This is a genomic window from Nocardia sp. NPDC003183, assembly GCF_053590715.1.
On record NZ_JBSFTG010000008.1, the window covers coordinates 19,804 to 36,004 of the forward strand.

The 16,201-nt window shown below is 69.1% G+C and carries 12 protein-coding genes; 9 read left to right on the plus strand and 3 right to left on the minus strand.

All coding sequences use genetic code 11. The features are described from left to right. Positions 1-98: 98 nt before the first annotated feature. Entirely contained in the window at positions 99-3,725 is a 3,627-nt protein-coding gene (gene smc / locus ACWDXS_RS22585) for a chromosome segregation protein SMC (RefSeq protein WP_449968374.1), read from the plus strand. A gap of 27 nt (positions 3,726-3,752) precedes the next feature. On the opposite strand, the gene ACWDXS_RS22590 is transcribed toward smc, so the two are convergent. Beyond that, a complete protein-coding gene (locus ACWDXS_RS22590) occupies positions 3,753-4,673 on the minus strand; it encodes an NmrA family NAD(P)-binding protein (protein ID WP_449968376.1) in 921 nt (306 codons plus the stop codon). 123 nt (positions 4,674-4,796) lie between these two features. Between ACWDXS_RS22590 and ACWDXS_RS22595 the strand changes: the two genes are divergently transcribed. Beyond that, on the plus strand, positions 4,797-5,570 hold the full coding sequence (locus ACWDXS_RS22595) for a TetR/AcrR family transcriptional regulator (RefSeq protein ID WP_449968379.1): 774 nt from the start codon (positions 4,797-4,799) through the stop codon (positions 5,568-5,570). Here ACWDXS_RS22595 and ACWDXS_RS22600 read toward each other — a convergent pair. Next, the gene (locus tag ACWDXS_RS22600) at positions 5,554-5,943 is read right to left on the minus strand and encodes a DUF2237 family protein (RefSeq protein ID WP_019048221.1); all 390 of its coding nucleotides are present in this window, start codon (positions 5,941-5,943) and stop codon (positions 5,554-5,556) included. The genes ACWDXS_RS22595 and ACWDXS_RS22600 overlap by 17 nt on opposite strands. Before the next feature lie 154 nt (positions 5,944-6,097). On the opposite strand from ACWDXS_RS22600, the gene ftsY reads away from it, so the two are divergent. The 6 genes from ftsY to ffh all read left to right on the plus strand — a co-directional run bounded on the left by ftsY (position 6,098) and on the right by ffh (position 14,252). Then, on the plus strand, positions 6,098-7,618 hold the full coding sequence (gene ftsY, locus ACWDXS_RS22605) for a signal recognition particle-docking protein FtsY (RefSeq protein WP_449968382.1): 1,521 nt from the start codon (positions 6,098-6,100) through the stop codon (positions 7,616-7,618). Between the two features lie 314 nt (positions 7,619-7,932). After that, a complete protein-coding gene (locus tag ACWDXS_RS22610; protein WP_378992171.1) occupies positions 7,933-9,279 on the plus strand; it encodes an ammonium transporter in 1,347 nt (448 codons plus the stop codon). 5 nt (positions 9,280-9,284) lie between these two features. Next, positions 9,285-9,623, plus strand: a complete 339-nt coding sequence (locus ACWDXS_RS22615; RefSeq protein ID WP_067449485.1) for a P-II family nitrogen regulator — start codon at positions 9,285-9,287, stop codon at positions 9,621-9,623. Positions 9,624-9,714: 91 nt separating this feature from the next. Further along, positions 9,715-12,159 carry a [protein-PII] uridylyltransferase gene (locus ACWDXS_RS22620; RefSeq protein ID WP_449968385.1) on the plus strand — a complete coding sequence of 815 codons (2,445 nt, stop codon included), beginning with the start codon at positions 9,715-9,717 and terminating at the stop codon, positions 12,157-12,159. A 132-nt stretch (positions 12,160-12,291) separates the two neighbouring features. Then, entirely contained in the window at positions 12,292-12,606 is a 315-nt protein-coding gene (locus tag ACWDXS_RS22625) for a hypothetical protein (RefSeq protein WP_378992174.1), read from the plus strand. 80 nt (positions 12,607-12,686) lie between these two features. Beyond that, on the plus strand, positions 12,687-14,252 hold the full coding sequence (ffh, locus tag ACWDXS_RS22630; RefSeq protein WP_449968389.1) for a signal recognition particle protein: 1,566 nt from the start codon (positions 12,687-12,689) through the stop codon (positions 14,250-14,252). Between the two features lie 169 nt (positions 14,253-14,421). Here the strand turns inward: ffh and ACWDXS_RS22635 are convergent, their stop codons facing one another. After that, the gene (locus ACWDXS_RS22635; protein ID WP_378992176.1) at positions 14,422-15,213 is read right to left on the minus strand and encodes a phosphatidylethanolamine N-methyltransferase family domain-containing protein; all 792 of its coding nucleotides are present in this window, start codon (positions 15,211-15,213) and stop codon (positions 14,422-14,424) included. A 104-nt stretch (positions 15,214-15,317) separates the two neighbouring features. On the opposite strand from ACWDXS_RS22635, the gene ACWDXS_RS22640 reads away from it, so the two are divergent. Further along, positions 15,318-16,136 carry a nuclear transport factor 2 family protein gene (locus ACWDXS_RS22640; RefSeq protein WP_449968392.1) on the plus strand — a complete coding sequence of 273 codons (819 nt, stop codon included), beginning with the start codon at positions 15,318-15,320 and terminating at the stop codon, positions 16,134-16,136. The last annotated feature ends 65 nt before the right edge of the window (positions 16,137-16,201 follow it).

Sequence of the window (16,201 nt, forward strand, 5' to 3'; positions counted from 1 at the left end):
GAACCGGCTGCCCGAGTCACCCCCATCACCGCTGGCCGCGTGCGATGCCCGCACGCACCTAGGTCTGGCCTGATTCGCGGAGAGGCGGACGAGTTCTCTTGCATTTGAAGAGCCTGACGTTGAAGGGGTTCAAGTCCTTCGCGTCTGCGACCACGTTGCGCTTCGAACCGGGCATCACCTGCGTAGTCGGGCCGAACGGGTCCGGCAAATCCAATGTCGTGGACGCGCTGTCCTGGGTGATGGGCGAGCAGGGTGCCAAAGCGTTGCGGGGCGGGAAGATGCAGGACGTCATCTTCGCCGGGACGGTCGGGCGGGCTCCGCTCGGGCGCGCCGAGGTGACACTGACCATCGACAACTCCGACGGCGCGCTGCCCATCGACTACGCCGAGGTGTCGATCACCCGGCGGATGTTCCGCGACGGCGCGGGCGAGTACGAGATCAACGGCAGCACGTGCCGGCTGATGGATGTGCAGGAACTGCTGTCGGACTCCGGTATCGGGCGCGAGATGCACGTCATCGTGGGTCAGGGCAGGCTGTCGGCGATCCTGGAATCGCGGCCGGAGGATCGGCGCGCGTTCGTCGAAGAGGCCGCGGGAGTGCTCAAGCACCGCAGGCGCAAGGAGAAGGCGGTCCGCAAGCTCGACGCGATGCAGGCCAACCTCGCCCGGCTCACCGACCTCACCACCGAACTTCGCCGCCAGCTCAAGCCGCTCAGCCGCCAGGCCGAGGTCGCCCGCCGCGCGCAGACCGTGCAGGCCGACCTGCGCGACGCCCGGTTGCGACTGGCCGCCGACGACCTGGTCACCCGCCGCGGCGAGCTGGAATCCCAGCTCAGCAAAGAGGCCTACGCCCGCGAACAGCAGATCAACGTGCAGACCGAACTCGACGCCGCCAACGCCGCACTGGCACAGCAGGAGTTCCAGCTGTCGCGGCTGAGTCCCAGCGCCGAGGCCGCCGCGCAGACCTGGTTCCAGCTCTCGGCGCTGACCGAACGGGTCAACGCCACCATCCGCATCGCCAGCGACCGGGCCCGGCACCTGCACACCGAGGCGCCGGTCGGCACCGGACGCGACCCGGACCAACTCGAGGCCGAGGCCGACCGGATCGAAGCCGAAGAGGCCGAACTGCGGTACGCGGTGGAGATGGCCACCGAGACCCTCGAAGCCGCCCGCGAAGCCCTCGCCGAGCGGGAACACGCCGCCAAGGCGGCCGAGCAGGCGCACCTGGCGGCCGTGCGCGCGATCGCCGACCGGCGGGAGGGGCTGGCCCGGCTGTCCGGCCAGGTCGACACCTTGCGCACCCGTGCCCAGTCCGTGGACGCCGAGATCGCGCGCCTGTCCGTGGCCATCGCCGACGCCCGGCACCGTGGTGAGACCGCGCAGGTCGAATACGACTCGGTGCAGGACGAACTCGGCGATCTCGACGCGGGCGAGAAGGGCCTGGACGCCCAGCACGAACACGCCGTCGCCGCCCAGGAACTGGCCGACGAGCGCGTGCGGGAACTGCGGGAACTCGACCGGGAGGCGAGCAAGCTGGTCGCCCGGCTCGGTGCCCGCATCGAAGCGCTCGGCATGAACCTGGCCCGCAAGGACGGCGCGGCCTGGCTGCTCGAACACGGCGTGGGCGGGCTCGGCGGACGGCTGTCGGGCCTGCTACGCGTGCAGTCCGGGTTCGAGGCCGCTGTGGCCGCACTGCTCGGTCCGCTCGCCGATGCCATCACCGCCGATACCGCGACCACCGCCGACTCGGCGGTGCGGGAATTGCGCAGCGGTGACGGTGGCCGGGTGGCGTTCGTCTTCGCCACCGACACGGCGTTATCGGCCGAGCGTTCCGCGTTGCCCGCCGGTGCGCAGTGGCTCGCCGACGTGCTCGAAGGCGACGAGCAGGTGCGACCCGCGCTGGCCGCGCTCACCGCCGACGTGGTGGTCGTCGACGATCTGGCGACCGCCACCGAGCTCGTCGCCCTGCGCCCGGAACTGCGGGTGGTCACCCGTGACGGGGACCTGGCCGGTGCGGGCTGGATCGTCGGCGGTTCGGAACGGATGCCCAGCCAGCTCGAGGTCCAGGCCGATATCGACACCGCCACCGCCGAATTGGCGGCCGCGCAACGGCGGGCCGAGGAGCTGGAGGCCGCGCTGGCCGGCGCGCTGGCCGAACAGACCGACCGCAAGGACGCCGCCGACCACGCGCTGATGGCGCTGCACGAATCCGATCAGGCACTGCTGGCGATCTACGACCGGCTCGCCCGGGTCGGGCAGAACGCTCGCGCGGCACAGACCGAAGGCGAGCGGCTGGCCACCCAGCGCGCGGAAGCCGAAGCGGCGCGGGAGAAGTCGCTCGCCTCGCTCGCCGAACTCGAGGACCGGCTGCGGCACGCCGAGATCGAACACGACGGCAGCGACGACAGCTACGGCGCCGCGAGCACCGAGACCGCCGGCTATGCCCGTGAGGAAGCCGCCGCCGCGCTCGCCGAGGCCCGGACCATGGAGGTCGAGGCCCGGCTGTCGGTGCGTACTTCGGAGGAGCGCGCGGAATCTGTTCGCGGCAAAGCGGATTCGCTGCGCAGAGCGGCCCGTGGGGAGCGGGAGGCCAGGGCTCGCGCCGAACGCGCGCAGGCCGCTCGGCGCCAGGCTGCCGCGGTCGCCGCGGCCGTCGCCGCATCGGGTACCGAGATCAAGAACGAACTCGAGCAGGTCGTGGCCGCCGCCGCGGCACGGCGTGACGAATTGGTCCGTCGCCGTGGCGAATGCGCGGCCGCGCTGGAACAGGTGAAGGAACGCGCCCGTGCGCTGAACACTCAGCTGACCCAGCTCACCGACGCCGTGCACCGCGACGAAGTCGCCAAAGCCCAAGCGGCACTGCGCATCGAACAGCTGGAGACGACGATCTCCGAACAATTCGGCATCGCGCTCGCCGACCTCGTCGCCGAATACGGGCCGGAGGTGCCGTTGCCGCCCTCGGCGCTGGAGCTGCACGAGTACGAGGAGGCCAAGGAGCGCGGCGAGCAGGTCAGCGCACCGCAGCCGATGCCCTACGATCGGCCGACCCAGGAGCGCCGCGCCAAACGCGCCGAGAAGGACCTCACCACCCTCGGCAAGGTGAATCCCCTTGCGCTGGAGGAGTTCGCGGCCTTGGAGGAGCGCTATACCTTTCTGGCCACCCAGCTGGAGGACGTCAAGAACGCGCGCAAAGACCTGCTCGACGTGGTCGCCGAAGTCGACGCCCGGATCCTCCAGGTGTTCACCGAGGCCTACGCCGATGTGGAACGCGAATTCGTCGGCGTCTTCGGGAAGCTGTTCCCCGGCGGCGAGGGCAGGCTGGTGCTCACCGACCCGTCGGACATGCTCACCACGGGCATCGAGGTCGAGGCGCGCCCGCCCGGCAAGAAGGTGAAGCGCCTCTCGCTGCTCTCCGGCGGTGAGAAGTCGCTCACCGCTGTCGCGTTGCTGGTCGCCATCTTCCGCGCTCGCCCCTCCCCGTTCTATGTGATGGACGAGGTCGAGGCGGCCCTGGACGACACCAACCTGCGCCGTCTCATCGGCCTGTTCGAGCAGCTGCGGGAGAAGAGCCAGCTGATCGTCATCACCCACCAGAAGCCCACCATGGAGATCGCCGACGCCCTCTACGGCGTGAGCATGCGCGGCGACGGCATCACCCAGGTCATCTCCCAGCGGCTGAACCGAGCCGAGGTCCCCGACCCCGACCCGGTCTCGGCTTCGGCCTGAGGTCGGTGCTCGCGCGGCTGGACGGTCTCAGCCGAACCGGGTCGCCGGAGCCGTGGTGTCGATCCGGTCGATGATCCGCTCAGAGCCGCCGCGGGCAAGCCAATCCCGCAGGGAGGTCAACTCTGGGTGCAGCGCGCGCAAGGCGGGCAGGTCGGCGTGCCAGCCGCCGGTCTCGCGGATCAGGCGCCAGGTGTTGCCGAGTTGGGGGCCGATCGCGTCGGCTTCCTCCTCGGTGACCTCGCGGTAGTGGACGGGGCGGCCGATCGCGGCGCCGATGATGGCGGCCGCGTCGACCGGAGTGATGGCGTCGCCCGCGAGTTCGAGGATGCGGGCGTGCCAGCCCGCGGGGTCGGCGAAGGCCAGGGCGGCGAACGCGGCGATGTCATCGATCGCGATCATCTGGAGCGGGCGATCGGCGGGGAACAGGTGCGGGTGTTCGCCGCCGTCGCGGATACCGTCGACAGGGGAGCCGTGCAGCAGGTAGTTCTCCATGAACCGCACCGGGCGCAACACGGTGTAGCGCAGACCCGACGAAGCCAGCGCCTCTTCGATCCGGCGTTTGCCCTGCTGACCCCATGATTTCGCATCGCCCATGGTCGCGACGCCGGTGAACACGATCTGTTCGACACCGGCGGCGCGGGCCGCGTCGATCAGGGCGATACCGCGGCGGGCCTCGGTGTCCTCACCCCAGCCCTTGACGCGGTAATCGGCTGGGGGAACGAGAAATACGGCTCGGGTTCCGGTCACCGCCACTCGCAGGGAGGCCGCGTCGTCGAAGTCGCCGACCGTCAGTTCGGCGTCGGCATCGGCCAGTGCGCGGGCGGCGGGGGAGCCGGGGTCGCGCACCAACGCGCGAACCGGCCGGCCTTCGGTGAGCAATCGGTGGGCGGTCGCGCCACCCTGCTTGCCTGTCGCGCCGGTGATCAGAACGGGAAGTGCTGACGTCATTGCGGAGGAGCTCCGTTTCGTGATCGATCGTGTGCCTACAATCGGGTCGGTCGACCCGTATTCCGGACGGTACGGGTGGGTACACCCGGTTGGCCAGGTCCGGTGCAGGGAAGGCGTAACGAAATGACGGTCGAGCACGGCGTGGAACCGGCGATCCGATCCGACGCGCGCCGCAATCGCGCGCTGATCCTGGCTGCCGCACAGCGTGCGCTCGCCGAACGCGGCAACACCGTCTCGCTGGCCGAGGTGGCCCGCCGCGCCGGTGTCGGCGCGGGCACCGTCCACCGGCATTTCCCCACGAAAACCGATCTGCTGGAAGCGGTTATGCAACAGCGCGTCGACCGGCTGGCGGCGCTGGCCGCCGACCATCTCACCGATCCGGATCCGGGCGCGGCCTTCTTCGCCCTGTGCACCCACGTCATCGTGACCACACCCGGCAACAAGGACCTCTGTGACCTGGTGCAATCCGACGACGGCTGGCCTCGTGCCCTGCTACGCGGGGCGGGCAACCGCTTCCATCGCGCACTGGGCGCGCTGCTGGCCTCGGCGCAACGTCAGGGCGCGGTCCGGCGCGACGTGGTCGTCACCGATGTGCTGGACATCTTCACCGGATGCGTTGCGATCCAACGACATCGACGCGCAGCGGACCCGCTCGCCCCGGCCGTCGCGCTCATCCTCGACGCCCTGCGCGCCCATCCGTCAGTCGTAACGGAACGCCCGGCGGCCGACCGTAACGAAACGGTGGAAGGTAACGAAACCTCGGCACCCTGCGTCGTCTGCGGCTCGCCCGTCCGGAGACCGGCCACCGGCCGACCGGCCCGCTACTGCTCCCCGGCCTGCCGCCAGAAGGCCCACCGCCTCCGCAACGGGTCGCGAGCCCTTACAGCAGGTCGCTGACGTCGTCGGGGACGTCTACGGCGTATTTGCGCAGGATGTCCATGGAGATGACCTCCAGCGCGTTCTCATGGGTCGCGGCCAGCACCACGGGTGCGGCCACGCCGTCCTCGTGGGCGTGCAACCAGCGGACCGCCACCACGCACCAGCGGTCGCCCGGTTGCAGGCCGGGGAAGTTGTTCTCTGGGCGCGGGGTGCTGAGGTCGTTGCCGATGGAGGCCTGATGCTCCAGGAATTCCGCCGTCACGACGGTGCACACGGTGTGGCTGCCGAGATCCTCCGGACCGGTGCTGCAGCAGCCGTCCCGGTAGAAGCCCGTGAGAGGATCGGTGCCGCACTCTTCCAGCGGCCCCCCAAGCACGTTTCGATCGGTCACTCCGCCGATCCTATGGGGCAACCGCCAGAAGTTCCGCAGGACAACGAATCTGTAGTATTTCCGCCACGCCGCGACGCGCCCGGCTACGGCTCGCCGACCTGCCGCGCAGACGCCGCCGACGTGCGGCAACTCCCCGCCCGAATAGACTCGCCGGGTGAGTTCGCAAGCGTGGATCCTGATCGCCGCGATCGCCGCCGTCCTGTTGGTGGCGCTCGTCGCGGGTTTCGTCCTGTACAAGCGACGCCAGATTTCGCTGGCCCCGCCCGAGCCGGACAAGGAGTTGACGGACCGCTCCGGTGGTTACACCGCGTCCGGTGGATTCAGCTTCAGCCAGGGCGGCTCGACGGCGACCGTGCCGAAACCCGAACCCGTCCCTGAACGCACCGACACCGACGGTCAACCGCACGTCGGCGACGACGCCGCGATCCCGCGCGACGCCCCGCGCCGCGGGATCACCGACGTTCCGCTGCCCGAGGGCGATGTCGCCGTCGACGAGACCGTGGTCGTCCCCGACGACGCGTCCGCCCTCGACACGGCCGCACCGGCCGAGCCCGGCACCGAGACCGCGCCCGCGGACACGGCCCCCGCGAAGACCGCGCCGTCCGACCCGGTTGTTACCGAAGTCGAGCCCGCGGATACGTCCTCGATCGAGGCTCCCGCCGCACCGACCACCGAGCCCGCACCGGCTCCGGCCGAGACCACCCCGGCCGAAGTCGGCGCCACCACCACCGCGATCGACGAGATCGACCCCACCACCGGCCGCCTCGTCCGGCTGCGCGGTCGCCTGGCCCGTTCCCAGAACGCGGTCGGCAAGAGCCTGCTCGGCCTGCTCGGCGGCGGCGACCTCGACGAGGACTCCTGGGAAGAGATCGAAGACACCCTGGTGCTGGCCGATATCGGCACCGCGAGCACCGCCAAGATCGTCGAACGCCTGCGCGAGGAGATGGCCTCGCGCAGCGTGCGCACTCCCGAACAGGCTCGTGCCGCCCTGCGTGATGTGCTCATCGAGGCGCTGCGTCCCGAGCTCGACCGTTCCATCCACGCCCTTCCGCACGGCGACAAGCCCGCGATCCTGCTCGTCGTCGGCGTCAACGGCACCGGCAAGACCACCACCACCGGCAAACTGGCCCGCGTGCTCGTCGCCGACGGCCGCCGGGTACTGCTCGGCGCCGCCGACACCTTCCGCGCCGCCGCCGCCGATCAGCTGCAGACCTGGGGCGAACGGGTGGGCGCCGAGACCGTACGCGGTAAAGAGGCCGCCGACCCGGCCGCTGTCGCCTTCGACGCGGTCACCGCGGGCATCGACCGCGGTGTCGACGCGGTCCTCGTCGACACCGCGGGCCGCCTGCACACCAAGACCGGCCTGATGGACGAGCTGGGCAAGGTGAAGCGGGTCGTGGAGAAGAAGGGCGAGGTCGACGAGGTGCTGTTGGTCCTCGACGCGACCGTCGGCCAGAACGGCCTGATGCAGGCGCGGGTGTTCGCCGACGTCGTCGACATCACCGGCGTGGTGCTCACCAAGCTCGACGGCACCGCCAAGGGCGGCATCGTGTTCCAGGTGCAGCACGAACTCGGTGTGCCGGTGAAACTCGTCGGCCTCGGCGAGGGCGCCGACGACCTGGCGCCGTTCGAGCCGGGCGCGTTCGTCGACGCGCTGCTCGGGGGTACCGCGTAACGGTCCCGCCGATGCCCGTCCGATCCAGCGATCGGGCGGGCATCGCTGTTTTCCTGGGCTGACATCACTGTTTCCGGACAGCGGTGGTGTGGGGAATCGCCGCGCGAACTCGCGGCGAATCGCACATCCGTACCAACCTCACCGTGAGCTGACAGGCTCGTGCCAACCACGCGAAACGTGGATGCAACACAACAGCGCTATCCGTTCACTCAGGTGAAACACCACAGCTCAACGGATGAAACACCGAGTGGCGACCCTTCTGTACAGGTCCTTTTGCCGTCATCGGCAGGGCCCGAGATGAGGAGGAACACAAGGTGGCATTTCCACTGATCGGCGCACCGGACGCCGGTGACACCGCCTGGATGCTGGCGTCAGCGGCCCTCGTGCTGTTGATGACGCCGGGTCTGGCGTTCTTCTACGGCGGTATGGTCCGTGGCAAGAACGTGCTGAACATGATCATGATGAGCGTCTCCGCGATGGGCCTGATCACCATCCTGTGGTGTCTATACGGCTTCTCGATGGCGTTCGGCGAGGACAAGGGCAAGCTGGTCGGTGACCCGCTCCAGTACTTCGGCCTCAAGGGCGTCCTGGGCGGCGACTATCTAGCGACTACCGACCCCGCGGCCCCCGCCGCCATCCCGCTGTTCGGCACGATCCCGCTCTCGGTGTTCGTCGCCTTCCAGCTCATGTTCGCGATCATCACGGTCGCACTCATCTCGGGCGCGGTCGCCGACCGCTTGAAGTTCGGGTCGTGGCTCGTATTTGCCGGAATCTGGGCCACGGTCGTCTACTTCCCCGTCGCGCACTGGGTGTTCGCCTTCAGCGGCTACACCGGTGAGAACGGCGGCTGGATCGCCAACAACCTCAAGGCGATCGACTTCGCCGGTGGTACCGCGGTCCACATCAACGCCGGTGCCGCCGGTCTGGTGCTCTGCCTGATCCTCGGCAAGCGCAAGGGCTGGCCGAAGACGCCGTTCCGCCCGCACAACCTGCCGTTCGTGATGCTCGGCGCCGGTCTGCTGTGGTTCGGCTGGTACGGCTTCAACGCGGGTTCGGCGCTGAGCGCCAACGGTGTCGCGGGTGCCACCTTCCTCACCACCACGATCGCCACCGCCGCCGCCATGATGGCCTGGCTGCTCGTGGAGAAGATCCGCGACGGTCACCCGACCTCGCTCGGTGCTGCCTCGGGCATCGTCGCCGGTCTGGTCGCGATCACCCCGGCCTGTTCCTCGGTGAACGTGGTCGGCGCCCTGGCTGTCGGTGTCGTCTCCGGTGCGCTGTGCGCCTTGGCCGTCGGCCTGAAGTTCCGCTTCGGCTTCGACGACTCGCTCGACGTCGTCGGCGTCCACCTCGTCGGTGGTCTGGTCGGCACGCTGATCGTCGGACTCGTCGCTACCAGCGAAGCTCCCGCAGGTGTCGATGGACTGTTCTACGGTGGTGGGGTCGAGCAGTTGAAGCTGCAGGCCGTCGGTGCCTTCGCCGTTCTCGCCTACTCGCTGGTCGCCACGGCCATCATCGCGTACGCGATCAAGTTCACGATCGGCCTGCGCGCCAGCGAAGAATCCGAGTCTGCGGGCCTGGATGAGTCCGAGCACGCGGAAACCGCTTACGATTTCGCTGCTGTGGGTGGCACGGCACGCACGCTCGTCAAGGAGGCATGACGAACATGAAACTGGTTACGGCAATCGTCAAACCGTTCACGCTCGAAGATGTGAAGTCCGGGCTGGAACAGGCAGGCGTGCTCGGCATGACCGTCAGCGAAGTCCAGGGATACGGCCGGCAGAAGGGCCACACCGAGGTTTACCGCGGTGCCGAGTATTCGGTGGACTTCGTGCCCAAGGTCCGGGTCGAGGTCGTCGTGGACGATGCGTCGGTCGAGAAGGTCGTCGAGGTGATCGTCGAAGCCTCGCGCACCGGCAAGATCGGTGACGGCAAGGTGTGGGTGACCCCGGTGGACACCATCATCCGCGTCCGTACCGGCGAACGCGGAAGCGACGCACTGTAATTCGGTAGGGCACGCACGATAAATCGATCGAGCGGCGGCCCCGCTCCCACCGGGAAGACTGATCCGGTCGGGGCGGGGCCGCCCGCATGAAATGGTGGTGTGGGCTGTGGCACAGCGGAACGGTGGTATTCAGAACAACGGAGCGGCGGACCTGGTCAAGGCCAGGGCGCAACTGCTCGACGGAGCGGGCACCCGCAATCCGCGGCTCGATCCGGAATCGCTGCGCGAGGCCTTGGTCGATCTGTTCGAACTGTGGCTCACCAGCAAGGGCAACGAACTCGGCATCACCGCCGACAGCGGCCTCTCGCTCGTCGCGGTGGGTGGACTCGGACGCCGCGAGATGCTGCCCTACTCCGATCTCGACCTCGTGCTGCTGCACGACGACGTCGACCCCAAGGTGGTTTCGGAGGTCGCCGATCAACTCTGGTACCCGCTCTGGGACGCCCACATCAAGCTCGACCACAGCGTGCGCACCGTGCCGCAGGCGCTGCGGGTGGCCGCCGACGACATGATCGCCGCGCTCGGCCTGCTGGAGGCGCGCCACATCGTCGGCGACCGAGACCTCAGCAATCTGCTCATCGGCGGCGTGCGCCGGGAATGGCGCACCGGTATCCGGTCCCGCTTCGACGATCTGATCGCCCAGACCACCGCCCGCTGGCAGCGCAGCGGCGAGATCGCCCATCGCGCCGAACCCGATCTCAAGAACGGTCGCGGCGGGCTGCGCGATATCCAGCTGCTCGACGCGCTCTCGATCGCCCAATTGACCGACGCCATGCCGGGATTGGGCCCTGAGGTCCCCGGCGGCGGCCTGAAACAGGCCCACCGCAGGCTCCTCGACGTGCGCACCGAACTGCACCGCGTCGCAGGCCGGGCCCGCGATCAGCTGCGCGCCCAGGACGCCGACGAGATCGGCGCCGCGCTGCGCATCGGCGACCGCTTCGATCTCGCCCGGACATTGACCGATTCGGCGCGTACGGTGAGCTATTCGTGCGACGTCGGTCTGCGCACGGCCGCCAACGCGTTACCGCGGCGCGGCCTGGCCAGACTGCGCCGCATGCCGGTGCGCCGACCACTCGATGAGGGGGTGGTCGAGCACTCCGGCGAGGTGGTGCTGGCCAGAGACGCCCGCCCGCAGCGTGATCCCGGGCTGATCCTGCGCGTCGCGGCGGCGTCGGCGCAGACCGGGTTGCCGATGTCGGCGACCACGCTCAACCGGTTGTCCGAGGACGCGCCCGAACTACGCGAACCGTGGCCCAAGGACGCGCTCAACGATCTGCTCGTCCTGCTCGGCGCGGGTCGCGGCAGCATCGACGCGGTCGAGGCGCTCGATCGAACCGGATTGTGGGGCAGACTCTTTCCCGAATGGGGTGCGGTCCGCGATCTGCCGCCGCGCGATGCGATGCACACCTGGACTGTCGATCGGCACCTGATGGAGACGGTCGCCTACGCGAGCAGCCTGAGCACCAGGGTCGCCCGGCCCGACCTGCTGGCGCTCGGCGCCCTGCTCCACGACATCGGCAAGGGGCGGCAGGGCGACCACAGCATCGTCGGCGCCGAGCTGGCCACGCATATCGGCCGCAGGCTCGGAATGTGGCCTTCGGATATGCGTACCCTCAGCGCGATCGTGCGCCACCACCTGCTCCTGCCCGACACCGCGACCCGGCGCGACCTCGACGACCCGGCGACCGTGCAGCACGTCGCCGACGCGCTGGGTGGTGACGTCGGCCTGCTCGAACTGCTGCACACGCTCGCCGAAGCCGACTCGATGGCGACCGGCCCCGGAGTCTGGGGCGATTGGAAGGCCTCGCTGATCGGTGAGCTGGTGCGCCGCTGCCGGCTGGTCATGGCGGGCGAGCCGCTGCCGCAACCGGAACCGATCGACCCGGAGCTTCTGGACAAGGCCAGGGCGGGCGGCGTGCACGTCACCCTCGCGCCCGGTGACGGCAAGCACACCTTCGTGGTGACCGTGATCGCCCCCGACGAACCCGGCCTGCTCTCCGACGCCGCCGGTGTCCTCGCACTGCACGCGTTGCGGGTGCTCTCGGCCGCGCTGGGCAGTGCGGGGGAATCGGCGATCAATACCTTCATGGTGATGCCGAAATTCGGCGATCCGCCGGACGCGGGTCTGCTGCGTCAGGAACTCATCCGGGCCACCACCGGCGCGCTCGACCTGCCCGCGGTGCTGGCCAAACGCGAAACCGACGCTGTCGGGACCGGGCCAGGCCGGTACGCGCGCGCCGCGCCGCGCCTGATCTGGTCACCGACCAGCACTCCCGGACAGGTGATCCTGGAGCTGCGCGCCGACGACCGGATCGGTTTGCTGAGCAGGCTGGCCGGTGCGTTCGCCGCGACGGGAGCCAATGTCCGGTGGGCCAAGGTGGTCACGATGGGCTCGGCTGTGGTCGACGCCTTCTGCCTCGATCTGGGCGACACCGACAGCCCAGCCCTGCGCGACCGGATCGAAAAGGCGGTCCTGGACGTGGTTCCGCGGCCCGCGCCCACCCCGCCGCCGACCGAAACAACCGACGCCGGCTGACACCGCAAGGACACGGTTTACTCACTGATTGCTATCAGGTTGCTACACAGCGTCCTCGCGGCCCGATAAGTCGAGATGGGACCTATAGCATTCCCCTGGTCCGGCTGTCGCTCGTACGAGGGGAGCTGATCCGTGGCTATCGAAGTCGTTTCCGCGTCGATGATGACCAGCGACGCGACCGCGCACATCGCGCGGTGCGTCGGTGGTGACCTGTGGGTGGTTTCGTGGTTGCCGGGTCGCACCCTCAGTGGTGCGCAGGCGTTGGCCGCGATGACCATCGCCTCGACCGCCGCCCACCACGCCGACAGTGCCGATTCCGAATGGATTCGGATCGAGGCGCTCTCCCGGGAACTCGGCCTCACCGGCAGAGAAGCGGTGTATCTGGTGGACATCGAATCGCACGAGTTGCGCCGCACGGCGCCACCGCACGTGCAACATACCGAATAACCTCCATTACCCTGGGAGGGCAAGAGACGTCCGGCTTCGGTCAGACGACCTGAGACCCTTTCAGATCAGGAGCGCGATCGGTGTTCGAATCCCTGTCCGACCGGCTTACCGGTGCACTGCAGGATCTGCGCGGTAAGGGGCGTCTGTCACCGGCCGACATCGACGCCACCGCGCGCGAGATCCGCCTCGCACTCCTCGAGGCCGACGTCGCGCTGCCCGTGGTGCGCGGCTTCATCGCCAACGTCAAAGAACGCGCCAAGGGCGCGGAGGTCTCCGGCGCGCTCAATCCCGCGCAGCAGGTCGTCAAGATCGTCAACGAGGAACTCGTCGCGATCCTCGGTGGCGAGACCCGTCGCCTCAATCTCGCCAAGAACCCGCCGACGGTCATCATGCTGGCCGGTCTGCAGGGTGCGGGTAAGACCACGCTCGCGGGCAAGCTGGCCAAATGGCTCAAGGGCCAGGGGCACCAGCCGTTGCTGGTGGCCTGTGACCTCCAGCGTCCCGGCGCGGTCACCCAGCTGCAGGTCGTCGGTGAGCGCGCGGGCGTGCCCGTGTTCGCCCCGCACGGCGGCACCTCCATCGGTGGCGGTGAGAACCCGCTCGGGATCACCGCGGCCGACCCGGTCGCTGTCGCCGCGGCCGGTATCGAAGAGGCCAAGTCCAAGCAGTACGACGTGGTCATCGTCGATACCGCCGGTCGCCTCGGTATCGACGCCGAGCTGATGCGCCAGGCCGCGGGCATCCGCGACGCCGTGCAGCCCGACGAGACGCTGTTCGTGCTCGACGCGATGATCGGTCAGGACGCGGTGAGCACCGCCGAGGCCTTCCGCGACGGCGTCGGGTTCACCGGTGTCGTGCTCACCAAGCTCGACGGTGACGCCCGCGGTGGTGCCGCTCTGTCGGTGCGCAACGTCACCGGCGCGCCGATCATGTTCGCCTCCACCGGTGAGAAGCTCGAGGACTTCGACGTCTTCCATCCCGACCGGATGGCCTCGCGCATCCTCGGCATGGGCGATGTGCTCACCCTCATCGAGCAGGCCGAACAGGTCTATGACGCCGAGCAGGCCGAGGAGACCGCGCGCAAGATCGGCAGCGGCGAGCTCACCCTCGAGGACTTCCTCGATCAGATGCTGGCCATCCGCAAGATGGGCCCGATCGGCAATCTGCTCGGGATGCTGCCGGGCGCCGGTCAGATGAAGGACGCGCTGGCCGCGGTCGACGACAAGCAGCTCGACCGGGTGCAGGCGATCATCCGGGGCATGACCCGCGCCGAGCGGGACAATCCGAAGATCATCAACGCCTCGCGGCGCCTGCGCATCGCCAACGGTTCCGGGGTGCAGGTCTCCGAGGTCAACCAGCTCGTCGACCGGTTCTTCGAAGCCAAGAAGATGATGGCGATGATGGGTCGGCAGATGGGGATGCCGGGAGCTCGCCGCGGCAACAACAAAAAGGGCGGTAAGAAGGGCAAGAAGGGCGGGCGTGGGCCCACTCAGCCGAAGATGCGCGGCGGGTTCCCCGGAATGCCCGCCGGGATGCCGGGCTTGCCGCCGGGCATGGATCTGTCGAACATGCCCCCCGGTCTCGATCAGCTGCCGCCCGGCCTGGAGGGGATCGACCTGTCCCAGCTGAAGTTCCCCAAGAACTGAGTTTTCGGCGCGCTGGCGCGCGCGTGTCCGCGGCCCTGAGGGGCCGCCGGTCAGGCACCGGTGCTTGCTCCTTCGTCGCCTACGCACCGGCGCCTGACCGGCGACCCGGCCGCGGACCGGCCACTTTGTGGCCGCCGCTCCCTAAGGGTCGCGGGTTCTGGTCGGCGTGCTAGATCACGCCGGGGATCAGCGCTTTGCGGGTGGTCGGGTAGTCGGCGAACTTCTCGCGGTACCAGCGGTGGGTGGCGAAGGCGCGCGGCACCAGGTTTCCCGCGGTGATCAAGAAGATCGCGACGCCGGCCAGTGACCAGGTGAGCAGGGCGAATCCGGCCCAGGCGATCAGTTCGCCGAGGTAGGCCGGGCTGCTGACGAAGCGGAAGCCGGCGCCGTGGGGGACCCGGTACTCGGCGGCGCCGGGGTTGTTCTTGTCCCGCAGATTGCGCACGATCGCCTCGGATCGCACCAGCAGCCCGAATCCGCACAGGTACACGACCAGTCCGATCAGGAAGCGCGGATCGGTGAGCCAGGCGGTGCCGTACTGGTTCTTGTAGTCGTTGCTGAAGAACGCGCCGTTGAGGTAGCCGTGCAGGGCCGTCACGAACACGCCCGCCGCGACCACCGAGACGTTGAAGCTGCTGGTCTTACCCGGCACCTGCCGGATGGAGAGCGGGAAGAACCAGCCGCGATTGCCGTAGTGCAGCAACCAGATGGCGGCCAGCACCAGCGGCACCGGCTCGAAACGATCGGGGCCGCTGAGATAGAACACCGCGAACACGACGGTCGCGGGCAGCTCCATCAGCCACCAGCCCAGCTTGGGGTTGAGATTGAAGCCGACCTTGTTCGACGCGAAGCGGCCGTAGGGGCTCTGCGCGAACAGCCCGCCGACGATCACGAACGCGGCGAAGGCGAAGGCGATGGCCAGCACGGTGTCGTAGGTGGTGTTCCCGGTGTACCAGTCCATCGAGATCCTCTTGTCCAACAGGCGCCGAGCACGATCGCCGACGCAAAACTAGAACACGTTCTATCATGGATCGCGGAGGGGGAGCGTGACTATGGAGGACCTACATGTCGTTGGATCGGACCGCCGAGGACCTGCTGGCGGCGGTGCGGGCGTCACCGCGTGCGGTGGCCGCGCACAACAAGACCGCGTGGGTCGGGCTGTTCGCCGAGCAGGCGGCGGTACACGACCCGTACGGCTCGCGCGAGCACATCGGCCCGGACGCGATCTCGCGTTTCTACAACGTCTTCATCGCGCCGAACGCCATTGCCTTCCGCGTGGACCGCGACATTGTCGCCGGCTACGCGGTGGTGCGTGACCTGCACATCGAGACCACGATGTCGACGGGCGCCACCGTCACCGTGCCGATGCATCTGCGCTACGACCTGGTCGATACCGACGGCGGCTGGCGGATCGCCCGGCTCGCCGCGCACTGGGAGCTGGGGGTGATGGTCGCGCGTCTGCTGCGCACCGGCCCGTCCGGATTGCTCGCGGGAGCGAAGCTCGGGCCGCAACTCGTGGGCGAGCTCGGCATGGGCGGAGCGATGGGCATGATGCGGGCGCTGCGCGGCATCGGCGGCTCCGGCAAGCGCATCGTCGGCAGACTCTTCGCTGCTGTCGCGTCCGGCGACACTGGTGGCGTGCGAGCGCTGCTCGATGAGCGGACGGTGTGCGAGCTGCCCGCCGGGCGACCGATCTCGGTGACGGAGTTCGCCGACCGCGCGCGAGACATCGAGTGGGACAAGATGATCGCCGCGGGGCGCACGGTCAGCGTGAGCGTGCGGGTCGGTGCGTCGCGCGGTGTGGCCTTCGTCGACTTCGCCCCGGACCGGCCGCGGATCACCGCTGTGCGGGTCTTTCTCGACGGCGATCCTTCGGGCGACTGACCGCTCGCCCGAAGGCTGCCGACCCGGCGCCCGGTGCTGGCGCGGTGGCCGGGCCTCGGAGCGTG

Coding starts and splice junctions, on each gene's coding strand:
- ACWDXS_RS22590 (WP_449968376.1), bottom strand. CDS start 4,673: ATGACGTCAGCACTTCCCGTTCTGATCACCGGCGCGACAGGCAAGCAG.
- ACWDXS_RS22595 (WP_449968379.1), top strand. CDS start 4,797: ATGACGGTCGAGCACGGCGTGGAACCGGCGATCCGATCCGACGCGCGC.
- ACWDXS_RS22615 (WP_067449485.1), top strand. CDS start 9,285: ATGAAACTGGTTACGGCAATCGTCAAACCGTTCACGCTCGAAGATGTG.
- ACWDXS_RS22620 (WP_449968385.1), top strand. CDS start 9,715: ATGGTGGTGTGGGCTGTGGCACAGCGGAACGGTGGTATTCAGAACAAC.
- ACWDXS_RS22635 (WP_378992176.1), bottom strand. CDS start 15,213: ATGGACTGGTACACCGGGAACACCACCTACGACACCGTGCTGGCCATC.
- ACWDXS_RS22640 (WP_449968392.1), top strand. CDS start 15,318: ATGTCGTTGGATCGGACCGCCGAGGACCTGCTGGCGGCGGTGCGGGCG.